The organism is Microbacterium sp. SMR1 (assembly GCF_003289625.1).
In the GTDB taxonomy this organism is placed as follows: Bacteria; Actinomycetota; Actinomycetes; order Actinomycetales; family Microbacteriaceae; genus Microbacterium; species Microbacterium plantarum.
The window spans coordinates 76,179-101,640 of sequence record NZ_QMBN01000001.1; the positions used below are offsets into that span (position 1 = coordinate 76,179).

The following is a 25,462-nucleotide window of genomic DNA, read 5'->3' on the forward strand; positions in this document are numbered from 1 at the left end:
CGCGCGACGCCAAGCTGGATGCGTGAGTTCCCCCATCGATACCCCTTCGAGCCGTTCGTTCGCCCGTGCCCCCAGACGTCGCTCGGCTGCCGTGGCCGTCGCGGCCGCGACCGCCGCAGTCCTCGTGGGCTGCGCGGCCGACCCCGCACCCGACGACGCATCGGCCTCGTCTCCCGCTTCGGTGGAGATTCCCGCCACGCCGGTCGGCGAGCAGGTCCGCTGGGTGATGGACGAGATCAACGGCGATGAGACCACCGACGCCGACGACATCGAGACGCACTTCGATGACGCAGCGCTCGAGCAGCTGGCACCCGCCGAACTGCAGAAGGTGTTCACGCAGATGCAGGCCGCGGCCCCGTGGACGGCCGTGGCGTACGACGGCGTCGAGACCCAGGCCCGCGTGACCATCGAGTCCGAGCAGGTGACGTACGACATGTCGATCTCGGTGACCCCCGACGCCCGCATCGCGATGCTCCTCTTCGCCCCGCCGCAGCCCGAGCGGACTCCCGCGGCCTCGTGGGATGAGCTCACGCAACAGATCGACGAGGCCGCCTTCACGGTCGGCGTTCAGGTCCGCGAGGTCGACGGCGAGGTGCTCTACGAGGGCGGCGATCAGGCGGCCGGACCCATCGGATCCGTCTTCAAGCTGTGGGTGCTCGGAGCCGTCGTCGACGCCGTCGCGGCCGGCCGGCTCACCTGGGATGACGAGCTGGTCGTCGACGCCGAAGTGCGGAGCCTCCCCAGCGGCGAGCTGCAGGACCGTCCCGACGGCACGAAGGTGACCGTGCGCGAGGCCGCGGAGAAGATGATCGCGATCAGCGACAACACCGCGACCGACATGCTCATCCGTGCCGTCGGGCGCGATGCCGTCGAATCGGCGATGGTCTCGATGGGGCATGCAGACCCGGGCGCGAACACGCCGTTCCTCACCACGCGCGAGCTCTTCTGGCTCCTGTTCGGCGACCCCGACCTCCGCGCACTGTGGGGTGGAGCGGGTGACGATCCCGAGGCGCGTCGCTCCGTCATCGAGCGGCTCCCCGCGGGCGTGCCCGATCTCTCCGCCGCATCCGCGGCGACTCCGGGGTGGCGCGACGGCGCCGACTGGTTCGCGACCCCCGACGATCTGGCCGCGGCGCACGAGGCGCTGCAGGAGCGGGCGCGAACCGAGGCGGGAGCGCCGGTCCGCGACATCCTGTCGGCCAATCCCGGTCTCGCGTTCGGGGACGAGTGGACGTTCGTCGCGTTCAAGGGCGGCAGCTCGGTCGGGGTGCTCGCCGGATCGTGGTACCTCGAACGCGAGGGCGCCGCGCCGGTCGTCATCACGGTGCTCGCGCGCGCCGACGACGCCACCACGCTCGCGAGCCCTGCCGTGGCGCTCGGATGGGCGCAGGACGCAGCCGCGATCCTCACCGGCCCGTAGCCTGGAACGATGACGCGCTCGACGGGAACCGGCATCCCTGCTCGCCGGTCTCGACCGGCGGCCGTGGCCGGCGCCCTGCTCGCCTCGACGCTGCTGGTGTCCGCATGCACCGGCGTGGCCGACCGGCGGCCTCCGGACCACGAGGCGACGCCCACTCCCGACGAGACGTCGACCGCGCCGGTCGATGCCTCGCCCGGCTGGTGGCGCCCGACCGGCAGTCCGATCGACGTCGTCACCCAGTTGGAGGTGCCGTGGTCGGTCGTCGTCCTCGATGACGGGACGCAGCTGGTGAGCCAGCGCGACGACGGTGCTGTCCTTGAGGTCGACGCGGACGGGCTCGCGCGCGTCGTCGGCGAGATCGACCTCACCGCCGCGGTCGGCGAGGGTGGTCTTCTCGGCATCGCGGTCCGCGAGGGCGAGGGCGAGGACGATGCGCTGCTCTATGCCTACCTGACGACGGCTGACGACAATCGCGTCGTGCGAATGCAGCTGGAGGGTGAGGCCGGCGACCGCCGGCTCGGCGGTGTGGAGGTCGTCATCGACGGCATTCCGCGCGACCGCGTTCACAACGGCGGGCGCATCGCCTTCGGGCCGGACGGCATGCTCTACGTCGCCACGGGAGATGCGGGAGAGCCCGACGCCGCGCAGGACCCCGCTTCGCTGGCGGGGAAGATCCTGCGGCTGACGCCGGAGGGAGAGCCCGCCCCGGGCAACCCTCTCGGGTCGGAGGTGTACTCCCTCGGACACCGCAACGTGCAGGGTCTCGCGTGGACCCAGGACGGCATCCTGTGGGCGAGCGAGTTCGGGCAGGACCGTTTCGACGAGCTCAACCGCATCGAGGCGGGGGGCAATTACGGTTGGCCCGTCGTGGAAGGAGCCTCGGACGACGAGCGCTTCATCGCGCCCCTGATCACCTGGACACCCGAGGAGGCGAGCCCGAGCGGCGTCGCGGCGCGCGGCAACACGCTCTTCGTCGCGGGCCTGCGCGGCGAACGCGTCTGGGAGATCGACGTCGACGCGGGCGCTCTCGTCGGCGAGCCGGTCGCGCTCTGGCCGGGTGAGCTCGGCCGCGTCCGCGATGCCGTCGTCGCGGGCGACGAACTCTGGCTGCTCACGAACAACACCGACGGCCGCGGGAACGCGGCGGCCGGTGATGACCGGCTGGCGCGGGTCACGCTCGCGCCCGAGGGCTGAACCGGCTTGATAGCGTTCTCAGAGGACATCCGCAGACAGGGGACCTCATGACCGAACGCGTGACGTGGCTGCTCGTGGACGGCGAGAACATCGACGCGACGCTCGGTCAGTCGATCCTCGGCCGTCGCCCGCTGCCGGACGAGCGCCCCCGCTGGGACCGGCTGCTGCAGTTCGTCGACGAGCAGTGGAAGCAGCCGGCGCGCGGTCTGTTCTTCCTCAACGCCAGCAACCACCTCCCGATGTCGTTCGTGCAGGCTCTGCTGGCCCTCGGCTACAAGCCGGTTCCCCTGTCGGGCGACGCTGACGAGAAGGTCGTCGACATCGCCATCCAGCGCACGCTCGCGGCGCTGAAGGAACGGACCGATGACGTCGTGCTCGTCAGTCACGACCGTGACTTCGTCGGCGAGGTGGCCGCCCTGACCGGGCCCGACCGACGCGTGGGGGTGCTCGCGTTCTCCGAGTTCCGCAGCAGCGAGCTGACGGCCATCCCCGGCGTCGAGTTCTTCGACCTCGAGTACGACGTGCACGCGTTCGATGCCCCGCTGCCGCGCGTGCGCGTCATCCCTATCGAGACCTTCGACCCGTGGGAGTTCCTCGCCTGATCGGGTCTCGCCGGGTTCACGACCTAACGGCATCCACGGCTGGATGCAACCCCTCGACGCCGAGCGCGGTCGTCTGCCTAGCCTGAGGCGATGTTGGCATCCGATCTTCCTGAGACCGCATCCCTGCTCGACCTCATCGGCGCCCGCCACCCCGCGAGCGTGACGATCGTGGCCCCGTCGTCGCCGATCCCCGCGGATCGGCGTCACGCGCAGCTCCAGCTGCGCGAGGGCATCGACGAGGCGGCCCGACAACTGGCCGAGGCCGAGGTCGACGACGCCGATCGTGACGCGGTGCTCGCATCGCTGCGCGCGCTGCTCGACGACGAGGAGTTCTGGCAGAGCCAGTCGCGTTCGACGGTGGTGCTCGCATCCCCGGGCCGCGTCGAGGCGTTCCGTCTGCCGAGCCGCCTCGAGGCGCGCGCATCGGTCGGCGACCGCTTCGACGCCGGTCAGCTGCTGCGCGCCGTGTCGTTCCCGCGTCGAGCCTTCGTCGTCCAGGTGTCGCGCGAGGGCGGCCGCCTCAGCGAACTCGGGCCCGATCTGGGGCTCACCGAGCGTCGACTCGAGCTTCCCGACGACCTGTGGGCCGCGCTCGAGCACACCACGACCGAAGGCCAGCGCGACATGCCGAGGCCGCAGGGGACGACGGGTGACCGCATCGAGCGCGAGAAGTTCAGCCGAATCATCCAGGACGCCGTCGTGCGCGTCGTTCCCGCCGACGTTCCGCTGATCCTCGCCGCATCCCAGGACCTCGAGCCGGCCTACCGCGCGGTCAACACCCACCGCCTGCTGCTGGAGCGCGGCATCGACGCGCACCCGGACTCGCTGTCGAGCGCCGATCTCGAACAGGCGGCGCGCGACATCCTCGACGCCCACGAGCAGGATGAGCTCGCGCAGTGGCGTGAGCGCTTCGGCTCGCTCCGGGCGCAGGGGCTCGCGACCTCATCCGTCCGCGAGGCCGCCGTCGCCGCGAGCACCGCCGCCGTCGACGAGCTGCTGTTCGACCTGGGCTTCGAGCAGGAGGGCGTCATCGACGAGGCCGGGCACATCACCCGCGCGCCCGACGCCGGGCCGAGCGCCTACGCGATCCTCGACGAGATCGCCGCGCGCGTCCTGGGCTCGGGCGGTCGGGTGCGGGCCGTCCGCAGCACCGATCTGCCCGACGGCGCGCCCGTGGCCGCTGTGCTGCGCTTCCCGCTGCCCGCCGACCTCGCCTGAGGCGATACACCCGTCGGACCGGCGGGGCTGGTGTCGTCTCGCGGAAGCGGCGAGACGACACTAGCCCCGCGCCTCCGACGAATGTATCGGCGGACACGGGCGGGGCGGGGCGGGCCGGCGGGGGTCAGAGGCTGCGGATGTGCTTGATGTTCGACTTCGCCGTCTCGAGCACCGCGCCGATGCCGCCGGAGTCCTTCGCGCCGAGCACCATCTTCGCCATCGACATCCCGAAGCCCGCGACCTGCTCGGCGGTGATCGACGCCGGCATCGAGAGGGCATCGGGGTCGGTGACGATGTCGACGATGGACGGACCGCGGTGCGCGACGGCGGCGGAGGCGGCGACCTCGAGGTCTGCCGGGTCGGTCACGCGCTGCGCGTGGAACCCGAGCGCGCGCCCGACGGCGGCGAAGTCCACCATCGGCACGTCGACGCCGAAGTCGGGGAAGCCGGCGACGAGCATCTCGGCCTTGACCATCCCGAGCGTCGAGTTGTTGAAGACGAAGACGTTCAGCGGCAGGTCGTAGGCGGCGACGGTGATCAGCTCACCGAGGAGCATGGAGAGTCCGCCGTCGCCCGCGATCGCGATGACCTGCCGGTCGGGATACGCCATCTGCGCTCCGAAGGCATGGGGGAGGGCGTTGGCCATCGACCCATGCCGCCACGACGCCAGCAGACGGCGCTCGGGCCCGGGAGTGACATAGCGGGCCTGCCAGACGTTGCCCATGCCGGTGTCGGCGGTGAAGACGGCGTCGGATGCCGCGACCCGGTCGATGACCGACATGGCGCGCTCGGGATGGATCGGCTGCGCATCCGAGTCGGTGTACGCCGCCACCGAGTCCTTCATCGCCTTCCGATACCGCTTGAGCGTGTGCTCGAGGAACGTGTCGTCGGTCTTCGCAGCGGTCCGTGCGCGCAGGGCCGCGAGGGTGAGGCCGACATCGCCGTGGATGGGATGCGTCACGCCCGCTCGACGTCCGAGCCGCTGTGCATCGACGTCGATCTGCGCGATGACGGTCTTCGCGCCGTCGGGGAGGAACTGGTCGTAGGGGAAGTCGGTGCCCACCATGAGGAGGAGATCGACCTCGTGCATCGCGTGGTCGATGGCGCCGTAGCCGAGCAGACCCGACATGCCCACGTCGAATCGGTTGTCGTACTGGATCCACTGCTTGCCGCGCAGCGAGTGCCCCATCGGTGCCTGCAGGTGCTCGGCGAACGCGATGACCTCCTCGCGGGCGTCGCGTACGCCCTCGCCCGCGAAGATCGCGATCTTCTCGGCCTTGTCGATGGCGGCCGCGAGGTCGGCGACGCTACGCTCGTCCGGCGCGATGCGACCGGGGCGAGCGGCGACGAATGGCGGGAACTCGCCGGTCGAGTGCAACTCGGCGAGGTCACCGGGCAGCACGATCACCGAGACAGAAGACCCCGCGGTGGAGTGACGGATCGCGGAGTTCACGACGCGCGGCGACTGCTCCGGCGTCAGGATCATCTCGCAGTAGTCGCTGCACTCGGTGAAGAGGCGCTCGGGATGCGTCTCCTGGAAGTACCCCGACCCGATCTGCAGGCTCGGGATGTGGCTGGCGATCGCGAGCACCGGCACACCCGATCGCTGCGCGTCGAACAGTCCGTTGATCAGGTGCAGGTTGCCGGGACCGCAGCTGCCCGCGCACACCGCCAGCTCGCCGGTGAGCTCGGCGTCAGCAGCGGCGGCGAACGCGGCGGCCTCCTCGTGGCGGACGTGGATCCAGTCGATCCCGCCCTCCGCCGCGCCTCCGGTTCGTCGCACCGCGTCGACGATCGGGTTGAGCGAGTCGCCGACGATGCCGTAGATCCGCTTCACCCCCGCATCCATCAGCTGGGCGACGATCTGTTCGGCGACGTTCTGCGGCACGGGGGCTCCTTCTGCTGAGGCTGTCGGGACACCCTCAGTCTTCTCCCGCCGCCTGTGCGCGTGCCAGGGGTTGCGAATGGCTCGCCTGAGCGGCAGGCGACCCGCGCCTCAGCCCTTGAGGTCGGGGAAGTCCGACTCGCGCCACTCGGTCGTCACACGCTCGCCGGCATCCGCCGCGGCCACCTCGCGCTCGCGCAGCTCGACCCGGCGGATCTTGCCCGAGATCGTCTTCGGCAACTCGAAGAACTCCACGCGGCGCACCCGCATGTACGGAGGCATATGCTCGCGGGCGTGCCCGAGGATCGCCCGCGCGGTCTCGGCGGATTCCTCCCAGGATGCCGCGAGCGCCACGTACGCCTTCACGATGTTGAGCCGTACGGCGTCGGGCGCCCCGACGACGCCCGCCTCGGCCACCGCGGGGTGCGTCAACAGGATCGACTCCACCTCGAAGGGCGAGACCTTGAAGTCGCTGGCCTTGAAGACATCGTCGGTGCGTCCGACGAACGTGAGCTGTCCGTCGGCGTCGCGGACGGCGACATCGCTCGTGTGGTAGTAGCCGTCGTGGTCGACCCGGGCGGTGCGCTCGGGCTCGCCGAGGTAGCCGGGCATGAGGTTGAGCGGACGGGTCGGCGCGGTCGGCAGGCAGATCTCGCCCTCATCTCCGATGCGTCCGGTGAGCGGGTCGATCAGCACGATGTCGTTGCCCGGGAGCGGGCGTCCCATCGCGCCGGGCTTGACGGCGACTCCCGGGGTGTTGCCGATGACCGCCGTCAGCTCGGTCTGCCCGTAGCCGTCTCGGATCTGCAGTCCCCACCAGCGCTGGATCGTGTCGATCACCTCGGGGTTGAGGGGCTCGCCGGCCGAGAGAAGCTCGCGCAGCGCGCGGGGGCGCTTCTCGAGGTCGGCCTGGATCAGCATGCGCCAGACCGTCGGCGGGGCGCAGAAGGTGTTCACGTCGTTGCGGTCGAGCTGATCGACCAGGCGTGCGGCGTCGAAGCGGGAGTAGTTGTAGACGAAGATCGTCGCCTCGGCGATCCACGGCGCGAAGAACAGACTCCACGCGTGCTTGCCCCAGCCGGGGGCGCTGATCGTCATGTGGATGTCGCCGGGACGGACGCCGATCCAGTACGTCGTCGACAGGTGACCCACCGGATAGCTCACGTGCGTGTGCACGACCATCTTGGGTCGCGACGTGGTGCCGGAGGTGAAGTAGACGATGGCCGGATCGTCGGAGGCCACGACGACACCGGGTGCCGCGTCGTCGGCGTCGGCCGCGTCCGCGAACGAGTGCCATCCCGGACGCTCGCCACCCACGACGATGCGCTCGAAGCCGCCCGCGATCCCGTCGAACTTGGCAGCGTCGACCGGGTCGGCGAGGACGGCGCGGATGTCGGCGCGGTCGACGCGCTCGAGGAGGTCGTCGGCGCCCAGCACGACGGAGGTCGGCAGGATGACGGCACCGATCTTGAGGATCGCCAGCATCGCCTCCCACAGCTCGACACGGTTGCCGAGCATGAGCATGACGGCATCGCCGTGCCCGACGCCCAGGCCCGTGAGCCAGTTGGCGACGCGGTTGGAGCGACGACGCATCTCGTCGTACGTGACCCGCGTCTCGCTGCCGTCCTCGTCGACGACGTGCAGGGCGATGCGGTCGTTGCCCGAGGCGATGGCGTCGAACCAGTCGACGGCCCAGTTGAAGTGGTCGCCGACGTCGGGCCAGCTGAACCCGGCGTGGGCTGCCTCGGGGGAGTGCGCGTTGTCGAGCAGGAAGTCGCGGGCGGCGCGGAATGCGGCCGTCGCCGCCGTCGCATCGGGAGAAGACATGGGCCTCGGATCTGTTCTCTCGTCCGGAGCAGGCGCGGCGGACGCCTTCCGAGTCTAGGAAGGAGCGGATGCTGGGCGAAGCATGGGATGCGCGGGTTCAGTGCGAGGCGATCACCGTGGCGCTGCCGTCCTCGACCAGCAGCGCCTGATCGTCGCGCAGCGGGAGGAGCGCGAAGTCCGATCCATAGGTGTCGATGGTGCGGCGGATCAGCTCGGGCGGGTAGGGCGGCAGTGCTCCGTCGGCGTGGGGGATCGGCGTGACGTCGATCAGGCCGAGCCCTTCGTGGTTCTCGAGCGCGGGACCGTCGGCAGGATCATCCATGAGCGATGCGGGCGTCACATCCGGTCCCGCCACGATCGATCCGGCGCTGAGTCCGATGTACGGGAGCCCACGCCGGACGTGGTCGACGAGGACGTCGTCGTTGCCGGAGATCCGCAGGGCTTCGAGCAGAGCGAAGGTGCTTCCGCCGGCGACGTACACCGCCCCCGCGCGCGAGAGCAGACGGTCCGCGTCCTCGGGCGCGGCGTCTAGCAGCGTCGCATCGATCACGTCGCGGCCGCACGAGCTCACCGCCTCGCGTTCGGCGGCGACGAAGGGCGCATCGCGGAACGCCGCCTGCGCGTCGTCGATGTACACGATCGGGCCCGGACGGTCACTGCCGTCGAGGAACGAGCTCAGCGCGCCGGGATGCAGGGAGAGGAGGAGCAGTCGCACGCCTGCCACGCTATCGAGGGCGGCCGACACCGCTGTGGCGGGAGAGGATGGGGACATGCTCCGTGCGTCCGTCCTCGCCTTCCTGCTCGATGCCGTCCTCGTGGTGGCGTTCGCGGCGACCGGCCGGGCGAGCCATGACTCCGATGTGCTCGCAGGCCTCTGGCAGACCTCGTGGCCGTTCCTCGCCGGCCTGCTGGTGGCGTGGGTGGCCGTGCGGGCATGGCGATCGCCGACCGGGATCGTGCCGACGGGTCTCGTCGTGTGGGCGGTCACTATCGTCGGCGGGATGCTGCTTCGCGCCGTGTCGGGTCAGGGGACGGCGCTGCCGTTCGTGATCATCGCGACGCTGACGCTGCTCGCGCTTCTGGTCGGATGGCGCCTCGTCGCCCGCGGCATCCGTTCGCTGCGCTCGCGCCGCGGTGAGCGGTCTCGCAGCCGGGATGTCGCTCGCCGCGCGTAACCTGTCGGGCATGCGCCGACCCACTCCCGATCCTGTCGGTCCCGGACAGGAGTCCGTCTGGGACTATCCCCGTCCGCCCCGCCTCGAACGCGTTCACTCGCGCGTGACGATCGACTTCGCCGCTGTCACGATCGTCGACACCGACGACGTGGTGCGGGTGCTCGAGACGAGCCATCCGCCCGTGTACTACCTGCCGGCCGCAGCGTTCGTGCCCGGCTCGCTGGTCCCGGCGGCAGGCAGCTCGTACTGCGAGTTCAAGGGCGCAGCCGAGTACTTCGACGTCGTGCGCGGCACGGCGGTACGCGAGCGCGCCGCGTGGGGCTACCCGAACCCGTCGCCGGGTTATGAGGAGCTCGTCGGCCGCGTCGCCGTCTACGCGGGCGGGATGGACCGGTGCACGGTCGACGGCGAGGTCGTCGTGCCTCAGCCCGGCGGCTTCTACGGCGGCTGGGTGACGTCGAACCTCGCGGGCCCGTTCAAGGGGATCCCGGGCTCGATGGGATGGTGATCCGCTCGAACCGGCCCGCGGAGGCGTAGCCGCGCTTCGTTCAGCGCTGGGCGCGGGCGAGGTTGGCGCGCAGCTCGTCGGCGTTCTGCCGGACGACGTAGGCGGGCTGGTCGCGCTCGACGCGCCAGCTCTCGGCGAGCGGACCGATGTCGACGGTGTCGAAGCCGAACTCGTCGTAGAGCGCGGTGACGTGCGCGACGGCATCCGGGTGGTCGCTCGCGGTCGCGAGCGCTCGACGGTCGGGGGTGCCGGCGGGGGAGCCCCCGGTGTTGATGTCGGCGGCGGGGATGTGGTTGAACGCCTTCACGACCTTCGACTCGGCGAAGCGCCGCTGGGCCATCTCGGAGGTCGTGGTGCGCTTCTCCTCGAGCTCGGCGATGCGGCCGTCGCGCTCCCAGTAGTAGTTGTTCGTGTCGAGCACGATCTTGCCCGCCAGTGGTTCGGCGGGGATGTCCTCGAGCGCCTTGAGCGGCACCGTGACGACGGCCCAATCGGCCGCCTCTGCCGCATCCTGGGCGGTCGCCGCCCGTGCACGGTCGCCGAGCTTCGCGACGAGATCGTTGAGCGTCTCCGGCCCGCGCGAGTTGGCGATCACGACGTCGTAGCCGCGTGCGATGAGCCCCTCGGCGAGAGCTTTTCCGATGTGTCCTGCTCCGATGATTCCCACAGTGGTCATGGGGAGGTGAACCGTTGGAACCGGCCCCGGCATTCCCGCACGTTTGTAGAGACCGGGTTGGTCAGAGGATCTGGCCGATGGGCTCGCGCTTCTCCGCCTGGAAGCGGTCCTCGGTGCGCCCGCGTGCCCAGTATCCCGAGAGCGAGACGCGGGCGCGCTCGAGCCCGTGCTCGTCGAAGAGCACGCGTCGCAGAGCCTTCATCGACTCGCGCTCGCCGTGGGCGAAGACCTGCACGTCGCCCGCCGGCCAGTCGTACTGCCGCACGACGGCGGCGAGAGCCTCGGGATCGTGGGTGGGGTCGACGATCCACTCAACCTCTACCCCGGCGGGCGCCTCGAGGGCGAGGACCGCGTCGTCGGACTCCACCTCGATGAACGCGTGTCCGACCGCATCCGACGGCAGGGCCTCGAGCGTCGCCGCGATGGCCGGAGCGGCCGACAGATCACCGGCGAAGAGGTGGAAGTCGGCCGCGGCATCCGGGGCGTAGCCGCCGCCCGGTCCCATCAGCTCGATCCGGTCGCCCACCTGCGCGCGCGCCGCCCACGGTCCGGCGAGGCCCTCGTCGCCGTGGACGACGAAGTCGATCGAGAGCGTGCCGGCGACGGCATCCACCCGACGGACCGTGTACGTCCGAGTGACCGGCGCCGACTCGGGCGCGGGGGTCGTGAATTTCAGCTTGACGTACTTATCGGTCTCGGGCCGGTTCTGGAACGCAGCGAAGCCCTCGCCGCCGAGGGTCACGCGCACCAGGTGCGCCGAGAGGCGTTCGGTTCCGACCACCTCGAGCTCGATGCTCGGGCGCGGGGTACGGGGAGCGGTGCGAGAGGAGAGGGCCACCTCATCCACGGTACCCGGGGCGCCGCGGGTCAGGCGAAGCGGACCCAGTTCGCGCCCGCGCCGGTCTCGGCCTGCTCGAGCAGCGTCAGCTCGGCGCCGTCGACGGCGTAGAGCGAGACCGTGCGCGACTTCTCGCCGGCCGCGATCAGACGGTCGCCTGCGGGGGAGAGGACGAATCCGCGCGGCTGCGGCTCGGTGGGGATGAAGGACGCGACGTCCTGCACGGTGCCGTCTCCGGCGATGGGTGCGGCGCCCAGCGTGCTCGTCGACCGCTCCGAGATCCAGAGGTATCGCTCGTCCGCGCCGAAGTGGATGTCGGCGCCCCAGACCGCGTGGTTGGCGACGGGGTCGCCGCCGATCTCACCGCGCACGAGCCCGGCGGCCGGGTCGACCGCGTTGGCCCGGGAATGCAGCTGCAGGCCGCCCGTCTCCCGATCGCGCGTGTAGTGCAGCACCTCGCCGGAGTACTCGGTCATGACGTATACGGCATCCTCGGCGCTGTTGAGCACCAGGTGGCGGGGTCCGCTGCCTGCGGGCGCCGCGGCCGACCCCGAGCCGACCGGAGTCAGCGACAGGTCGTCGCCGATCGCGAACTGCCCCACGAGGTCGTCGCCGAGCGAGACGAAGTAGGCGAAGCGGCCGTCGGAGGAGGGCAGCACCGAGTGGAGCTTGGCGAACTCGACCCGGCCGGTCGGCTCGCCGATCGCGCCGTCGGTGATCGGGGCGACGAAGCCGTAGTCGCCGCCGTAGGAGGCGGCGAGTAGAGCCGTGCCCCCGCGGGCGAGAGCGATGTAGCTGACCGAGCCGTCCGGAAGCGCGAAGCGCGAGCGGGGGGTGAGCTCGCCCGTGGCGCGATCGAGGGAGAGCGTGACGATCGCCGCGGGCTCGTCGGAGGTCGCACCCTTGACTCCCGCGTAGACAAAGCCGCGCTCGCGGTCGATCGCGAAGGTGCCGGTGCCGGTGAGGCCGTCGGCGACGAAGAGCCGTTCGAGGGCGTCGCCGTCGAGACGGAACACGCTGATGCTGCTGTCACCCGCGTTGGCGACCAGGACGAGAGAGGAATCAGTCACGCCACGAGCCTAGCTCCGCGGTCCGAGACCGACGCGGCGGGAGTCCACGCCGGGGACTGATAAACTCGTCGACGGAAGTGTGTCCGAGCGGCCTAAGGAGCATGGCTGGAATCCATGTAGGCGGGGTAACTCGCCTCGCAGGTTCAAATCCTGTCACTTCCGCCACAACGAAGGGCGCCACTCATCCGGGTGGCGCCCTTCGTCATGCCAGGATGCCGTCCCACACCCGCCCGGGCGCTCGCCGGGAGAGAGCGAGGGGGCCGATCTTAGCCTGCCTCTTGTCGAGCCTGGGGGGCTGCGCGAACAAGCCCTTGCGCCAGGGTGGGTCTTGCGGCCGGAGCCTTCCACGTCGCGACGCAGAGGACGGCTGTCCCGCACTTCTGCGACCGGATCCAATCGTCGTGGTCGCAGAGGTGCGCGTACTGATCTCAAGAGATTTTTCCCGCCGGCCCGCGTTCGCGGGGGTGACTGCAGGTCGCCAGTGCAGGCCTTACATTCTTTGCCGCGGTCTGATTGACTGCTCTTCGACGGTGATTCTTCGTAAGACAGTGAATCAGTTGGAACATCACCGTATTTCACGAGCGAAGGCGAGCTGGGGCAAATGCGAGGACGGGGTGTGGGCCGAGTCGTGGCCGCATTCATAGTCGGTGTAATGACCACGGGTGGTACTGCGGTGGCGAGCGCGGCTGACGTCGGCAGTGAAGAGCGCGGGGACGTCAGTAACGTTCCCGGGGATGTGGATGATCGGGTACTGCGCAATCAGTTGCGAATCGGTGAACTCACAAGTTGGATCGCTCAGCATGAATCCGTTCACGGTAGTGGGTACGTCAGTCAAGTGAACGACGCAGAGAATCTCGCCGTACGCCTTCTGTGGCACGGTCAGGATGACCTCATGGTTGCAACACTGGAGCGGGCGGCAGGATTAGGCATCAGTGCCACTGTCGAGCAGTGGCCTCGGTCCCTGTCCGAGATCGAAGATGCGGCAAGGCGGCTCCTTGAGGCTGAGAGCTTATTTGCTGATGTTGGCTTTGAGATCACGGGCGTTCAGGGGGTGGCGGCTGATACGTCCGACATCGTCGTCCTCGGGGTTCCCACTGACCGGTCTCGTTCAGCGCAGGATGTTCATGCGGGGTCGCGGGACGCGGCGGAGGATGTCGCGAAGTCGATCACAGGACCGCAGACGCGTGTCTCCACTGTCGGCGGAGACATCGCTCTGACCAACGGATCCCGGAGCGAGCCGACGCCACCGTACTGGGCCGGCTCCGCGATGCAACGTCATTTGCCGCCCACCACGGATATCTGCTCCACCGGGTTCTCCGTGTTGTACAACGGCAGCCCCCGTGCCACGACCGCACGGCACTGCGACGCACTTCCCTACACGGCGCCGAATGGCCAGGGCAGCTTTGGAAACTCACTTGCGACATCTTTGGACGGGGCACTCCGCGTACTTTCCGCGACAGGTGGGCCACGGATGTTCGATGGGCCATGGGACGTGGGTGTCAACACCGGTCTCGAAAAAGGTCTCTACGGGTTGTTCGACGTCGGGCTGAACGACTACGTGTGCGTGAGTGGTGCCACTTCTGGATCCCACTGCAATCTGCAGGTAACTGCGATGTACGTCTACATCGACGACGGGTATGGCATGGTGTCGACCATTTCCGCCACGCAGCGAACGGCTGGTCAGATTGCAATCGCCGGAGAGGACAGCGGGGGATCAGTTTTCATGAACTATATGCCGCCGAATGACTATAATGTGAGCGCAATCGGCATGATTCAAGCCGGTCGCGACTCGGTGGGGACTGCCTGTGGCAGTGTGGCGTACCCGGGTATCGAGTGTTACAGGACAGTGCTCTTCACGTCCATGAGAACCGCCTTGAACAACCTGCCCGGCGCATCACTCCTTACCTTTTAGTGTGCGCCGTGGGTAGGTCAGTAGAAAAGGATCGCAGGCGGGTCAGGAATGGTGCGCTTTTGGTCAACCTCATCGGAATGTTGATGGTGACCGCCTGTAGCCAGCCTCAGCAACCGTCGCCAACGACGTCGTGGACGACGTTCGAGCGGTGCCCCGCTGCTCTGGCGCACACGCTGGGGTGCGAGGGGTACCGATCCATGAGCGCTATAGAAGACGGGGCATCAATTGAATGGGTGGCTGAGGGTGCGATCGTCCTCCGAGCTATGAACATGGACGGCACGCCGATGTTAGTGATCGAAACGCCCTGCAACACGCTCAACATTCCCGTCAGATTGCGCGGGAGCATCATCGTCCCCGGTGCGGCAACCGCGACGCTGAAGGCGTGCGATCAGACCCGAGCGGCTGAGCAGGCCTGGGTGGAGAAGGTCTTTGCTTCGGATGTCGACTGGGCGCGGGTCGATGGCCGGCTAGAGATCACAGGGGGAGACGCGACGATCGTCTTCGGCCCGGATGAGTGAGCCGAGAGGCGTCGCGCGCGTGCCCACGACGGTCATGTGATGAACGCGCCACTCATCCGGGTGGCGCCCTTCGTCATGCCAGGATGCCGTCCCACACCCGCCCGCCCTCGCCGATGCGCTCCGACGCGTCGAGCCGGGCCGCGGCGGTGCCGGGCTTGCGGCGAGCCTGCGCGTGGATGCATCCCGCGAACTGCGCGGTGAAGTCTCGACGCGGATGCCGCTCGGTGACCGCCCGCAGGGTCGCGGCATCCCACAGCTCCGGCGCGACTCCCGAGACGTCGAGGCTCGTCGCGACCTCCAGCAGGTGCCCCTCGGGGTCGATTGCCGGGTCGACGCTCAGCCACATATGGCGCTCGATGACCTCGCGCACGCGTTCGCGGCGCTCCGGGGGCCACCCCGCACCGGCCGCGAAGAGCCACCCCGCCGCCCCGCCGGCCGATTCGAACGCCACCTCGTGCGTGTCGAACGCCGGCGTCACGCCGAGGTCGTGGAGCATTGCGGCGACGAACAGCAGCTCGGGGTCGTGGTCGAGCCCGAGCGCCTCGGCGCGCAGCCGCGCCCAGGCCCACGACCGGATGCCGTGGTTCACGAGCGCGGGCGAGGACCATCGACTCACCGCCTCGAGAGCCAGCGCGGCGGTGGGCGTCGGCGGGGTGAGGAGACGGTCGAGATCACGGATCATGCGCTCATTCTGGGGTGGCGGCGACGGCCCGGACCGCCCCGCTGCCGACTCCGGCAGACATCAGAGCGGCCGTGTCCCGAAAGCGACGGCGTGTCGGAGTCAGCGGGTGTCACGGAGGGTCATATGGCCCCGACGACCTCGAATCGGGTTTAGCGTCGGTGGGTCGCCATCGCGACGTCATCCCTCTCAGGAGCACCACCATGAGTTCTGCCACCTCGAAGAACGCCGCCGCCCCGGCGAAGCGGAAGAAGCCCTTCTACCGCTCGTTCGGCTTCCAGATCACGATCGCCCTCGTCGCGGGCGTCCTCCTCGGCCTGCTGGCACGTCAGCTCGGGCCCGATGCCGAGGGCAACCCGAATGGGCTCGCCGCGACGCTGTCGACGATCGGCAGCGGCTACGTCACACTGCTGCGCACGGCGGTCGTGCCGCTGATCTTCCTCGCGATCGTCGCCTCGATCACGCAGCTGCGCAACGTCACGAACGCCGCGCGCCTGGCGGGCCAGACGCTGCTCTGGTTCGGGATCACCGCGCTGATCGCCGTGACGATCGGCATCGTGCTGGGCGTCACGATCCAGCCCGGCGCGCGCGTCGACGCCGGTGAGCTCACGCCCGACGTCCCCTCGAGCGTCGGCTCGTGGTGGAGCTTCCTCACAGGCCTCATCCCGCAGAACTTCCTCGGTCTGTCGGTGTCGACCTCGATCAACCCCGAGACGGGTGCCGCGAGCTCGAGCGTCGGGTACAACGTGCTCCAGATCATCGTGATCTCGGTCGCGATCGGCATCGCCGCCCTCAAGCTCGGCAAGCGCGCCGAGGCGTTCGTGTCGTTCACCGAGTCGGCACTGAAGGTCGTCCAGCGGGTGCTCTGGTGGATCATCCGCATCGCCCCGATCGGCACCCTCGGCCTCATCGGATCCGCGGTCGTCACCTACGGCTGGGAGAAGCTCACGACGCTGCTCTGGTTCGCCGTGGCGATCTACATCGGTCTGGCGCTCGTGCTGTTCGTGGTGTACCCCGTGCTGCTGAAGACCCACGGCCTGTCGATCCGGCAGTACTTCTCGGGTGTCTGGCCCGCCGTGCAGCTCGCGTTCGTCTCGCGTTCCTCGATCGGCACCCTGCCGCTCACGCAGCGCGTCACGGAGCGCAACCTCGGTGTCCCGCGCGAGTACGCCTCGTTCGCCGTGCCGTTCGGGGCGACGACCAAGATGGACGGCTGCGCCGCGATCTACCCCGCGATCGCCGCGATCTTCGTCGCGCAGTTCTTCGGCCTGGAGCTCAACGCGGTGCAGTACCTGCTCATCGTGGTGGTGTCGGTGGTCGGCTCGGCGGCGACGGCGGGCACGACCGGCGCGACCGTCATGCTCACACTGACGCTCACGACCCTGGGCCTGCCGCTCGAGGGCGTCGGCCTGCTGCTGGCGATCGACCCGATCCTCGACATGGGGCGCACCGCGGTCAACGTCGCAGGCCAGGCGCTCGTGCCGACGATCGTCGCCAAGCGCGAGGGCATCCTCGACCGCGAGCTGTACGACGCGGAGCGCTCGGGCGACCCGTTCGCCGACGACAGCGCCGACGAGCTGGAGCCCTCCGCCCGGGCCTGACGCTCGCGCCCACCCGCGATGGGGCGCACTTCCCGGCATCCGGCGCAGCTTCTTCTGCGCTCAACGTCGGGAAGTGCGCCCCATCGGCGCGCGGGGCGCGTGGCGGGCTGGTCAGGCGTGAACGAGGGCGCGGGGGAGCAGGACGGCGCCGATGCGGCGCGGCGTCGAGACGGACGCGAGCAGCCCGCGGCGGACGGCGAGGGCGTCGGATGCCGCGGCGCGGCCGATCTCCGCGTCGCGTTCGCTGCCGGGAACGCCGTAGCTCGCGCGTTCGACCGCGGTGACGAGGGCCTCGACCCTGTCCGCGGGAACCGTCGGCACCGCCGCCAGCCGGATGCCGAGGGCACGGGGGCTTTCGGCGTCGTCCACGCGCAGACCGACGTCGCGAGCGCTCTCGCGGACGATGCGCCACGCGGCCAGCACATCGCCGCGTTCAGCCGCCGTCGCCTGCCACCGCCGCCGCGCCGCTCCGAGGAGGGCCGGCAGCAGCACGAGGGCCGCGAAGCCGAGGGCGACTCCGCCGTAGGGCAGCACGAGCGAGAGGGGCGACGTCCCGGAGCCCGCTCCCGTCCCCGTCGAGGCGGTCGGCGTCGGTGTGGGCACGCCGTCCGGCGCGACCGTCGCCGTCTGCTGCGGCGCGGGCACCGGAGGCACGTCCTGCCCGCCGTCGTCAGGCAGCGGCTGAGTGGATCGCGTGTAGGTGGCGGGGGTCCCGAGGCTGTTGGTGGGCTCGAACGGCACCCAGCCGATGCCGGCGAAATACACCTCCGGCCACGCGTGCAGCTGCGAGCTGAGCACCGTCGCGACGCTCTCGCCGTCGGCGACCCGGCCGGTCAGCGTCCCCGGCAGGTATCCGACGACGATGCGGGAGGGCATGCCGAGTGTCCGCGCCATGACGGCGAACGCCGAGGCGAAGTGCACGCAGTAGCCGCTGCGGACCTCGAGGAAGTCGGCGATCGCATCGACGCCCGATCCGTCGAACCCGTCGGAGACCGGAGCGTCGAGCGAGTACGTGAACTCCCCACTGCGGAACCAGCGCTGGAGGGCGGCGAGCCGGTCGAAGTCGTTCTCCGCCGTCGCGGTCACCTCGCGCGCTGTCCGCTCGATCGAGGCGGGCATCTCGGCGGGCAGTTCGCTGACCGTCTCGGGGAGGCCGTCGATCGTGGTCCCGGCCGCCTGGATCTGCTCCAGGGTCGGTCGCACGACGTGCGTCGTCGTGACGTATTCCTGGCCCTGCGTGACGGCGTCTCCTGCGATGACCGTGCGGTTCGATGGCATCGCCTCCCACGCGCCCGAGAGGTCATCGACGCGCACGGCCGGGCCGGGAACCGGCAGCCAGGCGGAGGAGAGCTGGGTGATGCTGACGGTGGTCTGGTACTCCGTCACACGGATGTCGGGGTCGGCGACGACGGGACCGAGCGCCTCGGGGGTGAGCGGTGTGGTCTCGTCGCGGTCGGGCTCCCACACCCGGCCGTCGAAGCGAGAGAGCGTCGCCGCCCGCAGGTACGGCATGCTCGGCGCGTTGGTGCGCGTCGTCAGCACCTCGACGTCCGTGGGGCGTCGCAGGTCGTCGCCGAGCTCGAGGCTGGCATTGATGGTCGTGGCGGGCCCCGTGCCGACTCCGATGCGGGGCGCCGGGCGGGGGAGCTCCGGGACCACGATGACGGTCGCGACGATCGCGGTCACGGCCAGGCCGGCGGCGAGCACCGCTCCCGCGCGGCGCGGACGCGCGGCGGAGGCCGCCTCACCGCGCGGTTTCTCCGCCGCGGCGACGGATCGGGCGAGCGCGCGCTCGCGAGACCGGGTCTCGGCGCGGATGAGCAGCAGCAGCGCGGCGGCGAAGACGACGAACCCGACCAGGTCGACGGCGGAAGGGACGGACAGGGCGGGGATCAGCCATACCGCGACGAGAGCGATGGCCGCCAGCACGGGCATCCGCGCGGTGATGACGGTGTGGTCGAGCAGCACCGTGAGAGCCGCGACACCGGTCACGGCCAGGGCTGACAGTGGCCGCTCCGCCGAGAGCGGCGCGATGCCGTTGATGATCTGGTCGCTCGCGCCCGCCACGAGAGAGGGCACCTCGGCGAACGTTCCGGGCGTCGGGATCACCAGCAGCAACGCGGTGTCGCCGAAGTACACCGCGGTGACGAGCGCGCCGGCGGCCACCAGTTCGGTCAGAGTCACGACGACGGCGGGCGTGCGAAGTCGTCGCAATCCGACGCCGACCAGCAGCACGGCCGCGGCCACCGTGACCGCGACGACGAGCCACGTGCCGGCGGCGACGACGCGCAGCAGCGGAAGGATCGCCGCGATGATGGCGACGAGGAGGGCCGTCGCCAGGCGCACGTCACCGGTTCGAGTCAGCTCACCGCGCGCGGGCATCGTCGCCGGGCGGCGCCAGAACCGGCGTGACGGATCAGCGGGCACGAGCCGTCCCCCATTCGGTCGCGGCGCGCCAGGTCTCGGTGAGGTCGCCGTCGGCGGAGAGGGCGGCGGCCCGCCAGCCGGCCGCGGACGCCCGCTCGAGGGCGTCGACCGAGGAATCGGCGGCCAGCAGCACGGGGAGCGCGCTATGAGCGACCAATGGTGCCAGGGCCTCGGCATCGGCGGCGGTGACCCGCGCCGACACGACAACGACGGGACCGGCGACGGTGCCCGCGAAGAGGCGGGGGAGCGAGGCCAGACGGTCGTCCGATCCGGTGACGATCGTCGCGAGGTCGAGGGCGAGCTGCTCGACCGCGACGATGTCTCCCGCCGGGACGGGTGCGCCGATGGGGTGCGCATCGGTGTCGATGACGGTGACGTCGTAGCCTTCGCGGGCGAGACGGGCGGCGGCCGAGATCGTGGCGGTCACCGCGGCCTCGAACGTCGGGTCCTCGCCCGGTCGTGACGCGGCGGGAGCCCAGCGCGCCGCCGCGCGATCGAGCACGACGGTCGCCTCCGGGGTGGATTCCTGTTCCTCCTGACGCACCATCAGCTCGTCGTGGTGCGCGCTGGCACGCCAGTTGATGCGCCGCATCGAGTCGCCGGGGGCGTAGGCCCGCGGGATGAGGTTGTCGGCGCCCTCGCCCAGCTGATGGGTCGCGGTGTGGAGGCTGCCGCCTGCCTCGCCGGGGTACTCCGTCAGGGGAGGCAGCGTCACCGTCGCCGGCGCGACCGTGATCGGCTCCACGCCACCCGCCCGCACATTGCGACGCGTGAACCCGAACGGATCGGTGACGACGATCGAGAACGGCCCCACGTCGCGGATGCCCCGTCGAGTGCCCCGGATGCGGTAGGTCAGCCGGACGTGGTCGAGGGCTGCGGCGCCGGCCAGGATCCCGGAGGCCTCGCCCTCCACGCCTTCGGGCAGGATGTCGGTCCATCGTGCGATCGCGCCGGACAGACCGCCGCGCGCCGTCGCGTGCACCGTGACGACGCTCTCGTTTCCGACCGCGGCGACGTCGGGGGAGAACGAGCGCGATACCTCGCCGTAGCGGTGCACGAACCACAGCGACACCCACCCGAGCGCGACGATCACGAGCAGCAGCACGCCGACGTACACCAGCTCCACGACGCCGAAGGCGTGGGCGCAGACGATGGCGGCGATGCCGATGACGACCGCGCCGACCCCGCGCGTCGTCAGCGGCCACATCCGTCGGAGAGCGCGTCCCAGCGGGTGCAGCCGGCGTCGAGCCGGGGCGGGAGAAGCGGACATGGCGGGCTCAGCGGACCGGGAGAGGCACCGGCACCGTCGCGGCGATGTCGGCGAGTGCGGCCTCGACCACCTCGGCACCGCTCTTGCCGCGGGAGGCGCCGGTCGTGCGTGCCGGGATGAGTCGGTGAGCGAAGACCGGCTGCAGCAGGGCGACGATGTCGTCCGGGATGACGAAGGGGCGCCCGTCGAGCGCCGCCCACACCTTCGCGGCGCGGACCAGCTGCAGCGTGGCTCGCGGACTGGCCCCGAGACGCAGGTCGCGGTGGTCGCGGGTCGCCCGCGCGATCGCGACCGCGTACTCCTCGACGGCGGGTGAGACGTGCAGGCTGCGGGCCCACGCGATGAGATCCTGCACCTCGCGTGCGGTGATGACCGGAGCGAGCGACGAGAGCGGGTTGACGGTGTCGCGCTGGCGCAGCATCCGCGCCTCGGAGGCGGCATCGGGATAGCCCATCGAGATCCGCATCATGAAGCGGTCGCGCTGCGCCTCGGGCAGGGCGTAGGTGCCCTCCATCTCGAGAGGGTTCTGCGTCGCGACCACCAGGAAGGGCGCGGGCAGCGCGTGGGTTCGGCCATCGACCGTCACCTGACGCTCCTCCATCGCCTCGAGCAGCGCCGACTGCGTCTTGGGGGAGGAGCGGTTGATCTCGTCGGCGATGACGATGTGCGCGAAGATCGCCCCCTGCTTGAACTCGAACTCGCGATCGGCCTGGTTGAAGACGCTCACCCCCGTGACGTCGCCGGGGAGCAGATCCGGGGTGAACTGGATGCGGCGCACCGTGGCATCCACCGTCGCGGCGAGCGCCCGCGCGAGCATCGTCTTGCCGACCCCGGGCACGTCCTCGATGAGGAGGTGCCCCTCGGCGAGGAGGCACACGAGCGCGGAGCGCACCGCCTCGGGCTTGCCGTCGATGACGCGGGCGATGCTCGCCGAGATCGCCTCGGTGGTGGCGGCGAACCGGTCCGGGCCGAAAGTCGCCTGGGTGCCGTCGTTGGTCATGCGATCCCCTCGTTCTCGGCGCCGCGTGCCCCGCCGCGTCGCGCCCATCTGGCGAGAGCCTAACCGCCCCCGGTGACGGGAGGACTCAGGTTCCGGGTTAGGATGGTGACAGCTCTCCGCGAGGCGGCATCCAGGCCAACTCCCCCAGGACGGAAACGTAGCAAGGGTAACCGGGCTCTGCCGGGTTCGCGGAGAGTCTTACTTTTCCCCCACCGTCGTGGCCTGCGGCACCTGCCGCCACGACCCGTGGGGATATTCACGGCTCGTGGTCAGGCCTCTCCCTCTTAGGCTGAACCCGTGGCTCAGAGCATCTACATCACGTCCGCAGAAGGCCATTCCGCGAAGTCGATCATCGCGCTGGGGGTGCTCGAGGCGTTCAGCCGCGTCGCGCCTCGCGTCGGAGTCTTCCGGCCGATCGCCCGGTCGACGGAGGAACGCGACTACGTCCTCGAGATGCTGCTCGACCACGACGGCGTCGACCTCGCGTACGACGAGTGCATCGGCGTCACCTACGACGACATGCGTCGCGACCCCGACGGGGCGCTCTCCCGCATCGTCGAGCGCTACAAGTCGGTCGAGGCCAAGTGTGACGCCGTCGTCATCATGGGCAGCGACTACACGGATGTCGGTTCTCCCGCCGAGCTGAGCTACAACGGTCGCATCGCCGTGAACCTCGGAGCGCCGGTCCTGCTGGTGCTCGGCGGCCGGGCGGGCCAGGGCGGCGGCGAGAAGCTCGGCTCGGCCCCGGCACGCACCCCCGACGAGATGGGGCAGATCGCTTCGCTGTCCGTCGCCGAGCTGCGGGGCGACCGCGCCGAGCTCTTCGCCGTCGTCGCCAACCGTGCCGACGGCGATCGTCTCGACGAGATCGTCGAGGCCGTGCGCGGTGCGGTGCCGCAGAACGTCCCGGTCTGGGCCGTGCCGGAAGACCGCTTCCTCGTCTCGCCGTCGGTGAGCACCGTCCTCGCGGCCGTCGAGGGGTCGCTCGTCAAGGGCGACGCCGACCTCCTGGGGCGCGAGGTGCTCGGGGTCGTCATCGGTGCGATGTCGATGGTCAACGTGCTGCCGAGGCTCAGCGAGCGCTCGGTCGTGGTCATCCCCTCCGATCGCGCCGAGGTTCTGCTGGCCACCCTGCTCGCGCACGGGTCGGGAACCTTCCCCTCGCTCTCGGCGATCGTCATCAACGGCGGGTTCCCGCTGCCGGAGGCGGTCGACCGCCTGATCGACGGCGTCGGCGAGACGCTGCCGATCATCGCGACCGACCTCGACACCTACGAGACCGCAGCCCGCATCATGGGCACCCGCGGGCGCCTCGCGGCCGATTCCCGGCGCCACTACGAGGCGGCGGCGGCCCTGTTCGAGCGCCACATCGACACCAATGAGCTCACCGAGGCGCTCGGGCTCGCGCGCTCGACCGTCGTGACCCCGCTGATGTTCGCCTACGGCCTGGTCGAGCGGGCCCGCACCGACCGCCGCCGCATCGTCCTCCCCGAAGCCGACGATGATCGCGTGCTGCACGCGGCCTCGATCGTGCTCGCCCGCGGCATCGCCGACATCACGCTGCTGGGAGAGGAGATCGAGGTGCGCTCGCGCGCGCTCGAGCTCGGTCTCGACCTGCGCGGAGCCGAGATCCTCTCTCCCTTCGACGCCGTGCACGTCGACAAGTTCGCCCGCGAGTACGAGCGCCTCCGCGCGCACAAGGGCATGACGTACGGCCAGGCGGCCGACACGGTCACCGACGTGTCGTACTTCGGCACCCTCATGGTGCACCTCGGTCTCGCCGACGGGATGGTCTCGGGTGCCGCGCACACGACGGCGCACACGATCCGTCCGGCCTTCGAGATCATCAAGACGAAGCCGGGCGTCTCGGTCGTCTCGAGCGTCTTCCTCATGGCACTCGCCGACCGCGTCCTCGTCTACGGCGACTGCGCCGTCATCCCCGACCCCACGAGCGAGCAGCTCGCCGACATCGCCGTGTCGTCGGCCGAGACGGCCCGCCAGTTCGGCATCGACCCGCGCGTGGCCATGCTGTCGTACTCGACGGGGGAGTCGGGGACCGGCGCCGACGTCGACAAGGTGCGCGCGGCCACCGCCCTCGTCCGCGAGCGCGCTCCCGAGCTGCTGGTCGAAGGCCCCATCCAGTACGACGCGGCGACCGACGCCGCCGTCGCGGCCAAGAAGATGCCCGGATCGTCCGTCGCAGGCAAGGCGACGGTGTTCGTCTTCCCCGACCTGAACACGGGCAACAACACCTACAAGGCCGTCCAGCGGTCGGCCGGTGCCGTCGCGATCGGCCCCGTCCTGCAGGGCCTGAACAAGCCCATCAACGACCTCTCCCGCGGAGCCCTCGTCGAAGACATCGTCAACACGATCGCGATCACCGCGATCCAGGCCCAGGGAGGGGCATCCGCATGAGCATCGTGCTCGTCATCAACAGCGGTTCGTCGTCGTTCAAGTACCAGCTGATCGACGCCGAGACCGGCATCCCTCACGCATCGGGTCTCGTCGAGCGCATCGGGCAGGAGCAGGGCCGGGTCAAGCACACCGTGTTCTTCCCGCCCGCCGCTGCCGGCGAGCCTGCCGTGACCGCCACCGACGCCACTTCCGAGCGCGAGCTGCCGATCGCCGACCACACGGCCGGCTTCCAGCTCATGCTCGACGCGTTCGCCGAGAACGGCCCGTCGCTCGAGCAGCATCCGCCCGTCGCCGTCGGCCACCGTGTCGTCCACGGTGGCGCGCGGTTCTTCGAGCCCACGCTCATCACGCCTCTCGTCGAGATCAACATCGACGAGCTGTCGGTGCTCGCGCCGCTGCACAACCCCGGTGCGCTGCAGGGCATCCGCGCGGCGAAGGCGGCCTTCGCCGACCTGCCGCACGTCGCGGTCTTCGACACCGCCTTCCACCAGACGATGCCACCTGCCGCCTACACCTACGCGATCGACACCGCGCTGGCCGAGGCCCACCGCGTCCGCCGTTACGGCTTCCACGGCACCTCCCACAAGTTCGTCTCCGAAGCCGCGGCCGCTCACCTCGGGCGACCGCTCGCCGAGCTGCGCCAGATCGTGTTCCACCTCGGCAACGGCGCATCCGTCACGGCGATCGACGGCGGTCGTTCGGTCGACACGTCGATGGGGATGACGCCCCTCGAGGGCCTCGTCATGGGCACGCGCTCGGGCGACATCGACCCCGCGGTGATCTTCCACCTCGCCCGACGCGCCGAGATGACCATCCCGCAGCTCGACGACCTCCTCAACAAGCGCAGCGGAATGCTCGGCCTCGCCGGGGTCTCCGACATGCGCGACATCGAGGAAGGCGTCGCCCGCGGCGACGAGGCGGCCACGCTCGCGTTCGAGGTCTACGCCCACCGGCTGCGCGCCTACGCCGGCGCGTACCTCGCGGAGCTCGGCGGGGTCGACGTCATCTCCTTCACCGCGGGCGTGGGCGAGAACTCTCCGCAGGTGCGTGCCGCGGCACTCGAGACGCTCGGGTTCGCCGGGATCGAGATCGATCCGGCCCGCAACGAGCAGCGCGGGCGCGGCATCCGCCGGATCTCCACGGACGCCTCGCGCGTCGAGGTCCTGGTCGTCCCGACCAACGAGGAGCTGGAGATCGCCCGGCAGACCATCGCCGTGACGGCGTGAC

At 70.3% G+C, this 25,462-nt stretch carries 21 protein-coding genes, 1 tRNA gene and 1 other RNA gene; 13 read left to right on the forward strand and 10 right to left on the reverse strand.

Annotated features, from left to right (window positions below; all coding sequences use genetic code 11):
• The first annotated feature begins 22 nt into the window (after positions 1 to 22).
• The 4 genes from DO944_RS00385 to DO944_RS15600 all read left to right on the forward strand — a co-directional run bounded on the left by DO944_RS00385 (position 23) and on the right by DO944_RS15600 (position 4,434).
• Positions 23 to 1,420 (forward strand): serine hydrolase, encoded by a 1,398-nt coding sequence (locus DO944_RS00385; protein WP_181574110.1) that lies wholly within the window; start codon positions 23 to 25, stop codon positions 1,418 to 1,420.
• 9 nt (positions 1,421 to 1,429) lie between these two features.
• Positions 1,430 to 2,614, forward strand: a complete 1,185-nt coding sequence (locus DO944_RS00390; protein ID WP_112613641.1) for a sorbosone dehydrogenase family protein — start codon at positions 1,430 to 1,432, stop codon at positions 2,612 to 2,614.
• A gap of 47 nt (positions 2,615 to 2,661) precedes the next feature.
• Positions 2,662 to 3,216: an NYN domain-containing protein gene (locus DO944_RS00395; protein WP_112613643.1), complete on the forward strand. Its 555-nt coding sequence runs from the start codon at positions 2,662 to 2,664 to the stop codon at positions 3,214 to 3,216.
• A 90-nt stretch (positions 3,217 to 3,306) separates the two neighbouring features.
• The gene (locus tag DO944_RS15600) at positions 3,307 to 4,434 is read left to right on the forward strand and encodes a hypothetical protein (RefSeq protein ID WP_181574111.1); all 1,128 of its coding nucleotides are present in this window, start codon (positions 3,307 to 3,309) and stop codon (positions 4,432 to 4,434) included.
• Positions 4,435 to 4,558: 124 nt separating this feature from the next.
• On the opposite strand, the gene DO944_RS00405 is transcribed toward DO944_RS15600, so the two are convergent.
• From DO944_RS00405 to DO944_RS00415, 3 genes are all read right to left on the reverse strand, one after another.
• Positions 4,559 to 6,322 (reverse strand): thiamine pyrophosphate-dependent enzyme, encoded by a 1,764-nt coding sequence (locus tag DO944_RS00405; protein ID WP_112613647.1) that lies wholly within the window; start codon positions 6,320 to 6,322, stop codon positions 4,559 to 4,561.
• A 108-nt stretch (positions 6,323 to 6,430) separates the two neighbouring features.
• On the reverse strand, positions 6,431 to 8,146 hold the full coding sequence (locus DO944_RS00410) for an AMP-binding protein (RefSeq protein ID WP_112613649.1): 1,716 nt from the start codon (positions 8,144 to 8,146) through the stop codon (positions 6,431 to 6,433).
• 97 nt (positions 8,147 to 8,243) lie between these two features.
• Positions 8,244 to 8,861: a Type 1 glutamine amidotransferase-like domain-containing protein gene (locus DO944_RS00415; RefSeq protein WP_112615021.1), complete on the reverse strand. Its 618-nt coding sequence runs from the start codon at positions 8,859 to 8,861 to the stop codon at positions 8,244 to 8,246.
• Positions 8,862 to 8,916: 55 nt separating this feature from the next.
• Here DO944_RS00415 and DO944_RS00420 point away from each other — a divergent pair, with 55 nt between their 5' ends.
• Positions 8,917 to 9,321 carry a DUF3054 domain-containing protein gene (locus DO944_RS00420; protein ID WP_112613651.1) on the forward strand — a complete coding sequence of 135 codons (405 nt, stop codon included), beginning with the start codon at positions 8,917 to 8,919 and terminating at the stop codon, positions 9,319 to 9,321.
• A gap of 10 nt (positions 9,322 to 9,331) precedes the next feature.
• Positions 9,332 to 9,829 carry a DUF427 domain-containing protein gene (locus tag DO944_RS00425; RefSeq protein ID WP_112615023.1) on the forward strand — a complete coding sequence of 166 codons (498 nt, stop codon included), beginning with the start codon at positions 9,332 to 9,334 and terminating at the stop codon, positions 9,827 to 9,829.
• A gap of 40 nt (positions 9,830 to 9,869) precedes the next feature.
• Here the strand turns inward: DO944_RS00425 and DO944_RS00430 are convergent, their stop codons facing one another.
• The 3 genes from DO944_RS00430 to DO944_RS00440 all read right to left on the reverse strand — a co-directional run bounded on the left by DO944_RS00430 (position 9,870) and on the right by DO944_RS00440 (position 12,413).
• Positions 9,870 to 10,505 carry an NADPH-dependent F420 reductase gene (locus DO944_RS00430; protein WP_112613653.1) on the reverse strand — a complete coding sequence of 212 codons (636 nt, stop codon included), beginning with the start codon at positions 10,503 to 10,505 and terminating at the stop codon, positions 9,870 to 9,872.
• A gap of 61 nt (positions 10,506 to 10,566) precedes the next feature.
• Positions 10,567 to 11,343, reverse strand: coding sequence for a siderophore-interacting protein (locus DO944_RS00435; protein WP_112613655.1), 777 nt, complete (start codon positions 11,341 to 11,343; stop codon positions 10,567 to 10,569).
• Between the two features lie 29 nt (positions 11,344 to 11,372).
• Entirely contained in the window at positions 11,373 to 12,413 is a 1,041-nt protein-coding gene (locus DO944_RS00440) for a beta-propeller fold lactonase family protein (RefSeq protein ID WP_112613657.1), read from the reverse strand.
• A 73-nt stretch (positions 12,414 to 12,486) separates the two neighbouring features.
• Between DO944_RS00440 and DO944_RS00445 the strand changes: the two genes are divergently transcribed.
• The 3 genes from DO944_RS00445 (at position 12,487) to DO944_RS15605 (ending at position 14,843) form a co-directional block, all read left to right on the forward strand.
• A tRNA-Ser gene (locus DO944_RS00445) sits at positions 12,487 to 12,578 on the forward strand.
• 487 nt (positions 12,579 to 13,065) lie between these two features.
• Positions 13,066 to 14,325: a hypothetical protein gene (locus DO944_RS15510; RefSeq protein ID WP_146751983.1), complete on the forward strand. Its 1,260-nt coding sequence runs from the start codon at positions 13,066 to 13,068 to the stop codon at positions 14,323 to 14,325.
• Between the two features lie 269 nt (positions 14,326 to 14,594).
• Positions 14,595 to 14,843, forward strand: coding sequence for an META domain-containing protein (locus DO944_RS15605; protein ID WP_220118255.1), 249 nt, complete (start codon positions 14,595 to 14,597; stop codon positions 14,841 to 14,843).
• Between the two features lie 73 nt (positions 14,844 to 14,916).
• Here the strand turns inward: DO944_RS15605 and DO944_RS00465 are convergent, their stop codons facing one another.
• A complete protein-coding gene (locus DO944_RS00465; RefSeq protein ID WP_112613665.1) occupies positions 14,917 to 15,525 on the reverse strand; it encodes an HD domain-containing protein in 609 nt (202 codons plus the stop codon).
• Positions 15,526 to 15,725: 200 nt separating this feature from the next.
• Between DO944_RS00465 and DO944_RS00470 the strand changes: the two genes are divergently transcribed.
• Positions 15,726 to 17,123, forward strand: a complete 1,398-nt coding sequence (locus DO944_RS00470) for a dicarboxylate/amino acid:cation symporter (protein ID WP_112613667.1) — start codon at positions 15,726 to 15,728, stop codon at positions 17,121 to 17,123.
• Positions 17,124 to 17,234: 111 nt separating this feature from the next.
• Here DO944_RS00470 and DO944_RS00475 read toward each other — a convergent pair whose 3' ends face one another.
• The 3 genes from DO944_RS00475 to DO944_RS00485 are packed head-to-tail and all read right to left on the reverse strand — an operon-like array spanning position 17,235 to position 21,820.
• A complete protein-coding gene (locus DO944_RS00475) occupies positions 17,235 to 19,550 on the reverse strand; it encodes a DUF3488 and transglutaminase-like domain-containing protein (protein WP_258524524.1) in 2,316 nt (771 codons plus the stop codon).
• Positions 19,540 to 20,820 (reverse strand): DUF58 domain-containing protein, encoded by a 1,281-nt coding sequence (locus tag DO944_RS00480; protein WP_112613669.1) that lies wholly within the window; start codon positions 20,818 to 20,820, stop codon positions 19,540 to 19,542. Before DO944_RS00480 ends, DO944_RS00475 begins: the two co-directional genes overlap by 11 nt.
• A 7-nt stretch (positions 20,821 to 20,827) precedes the next feature.
• Entirely contained in the window at positions 20,828 to 21,820 is a 993-nt protein-coding gene (locus DO944_RS00485) for a MoxR family ATPase (RefSeq protein ID WP_112613671.1), read from the reverse strand.
• A gap of 107 nt (positions 21,821 to 21,927) precedes the next feature.
• On the opposite strand from DO944_RS00485, the gene ffs reads away from it, so the two are divergent.
• The 3 genes from ffs to DO944_RS00500 all read left to right on the forward strand — a co-directional run bounded on the left by ffs (position 21,928) and on the right by DO944_RS00500 (position 25,461).
• Positions 21,928 to 22,024, forward strand: an RNA gene (gene ffs / locus DO944_RS00490) — signal recognition particle sRNA small type.
• Between the two features lie 93 nt (positions 22,025 to 22,117).
• Positions 22,118 to 24,235 carry a phosphate acetyltransferase gene (gene pta / locus DO944_RS00495; RefSeq protein ID WP_112613673.1) on the forward strand — a complete coding sequence of 706 codons (2,118 nt, stop codon included), beginning with the start codon at positions 22,118 to 22,120 and terminating at the stop codon, positions 24,233 to 24,235.
• On the forward strand, positions 24,232 to 25,461 hold the full coding sequence (locus tag DO944_RS00500) for an acetate/propionate family kinase (protein ID WP_112613675.1): 1,230 nt from the start codon (positions 24,232 to 24,234) through the stop codon (positions 25,459 to 25,461). Before pta ends, DO944_RS00500 begins: the two co-directional genes overlap by 4 nt.
• Position 25,462 lies beyond the last annotated feature (1 nt).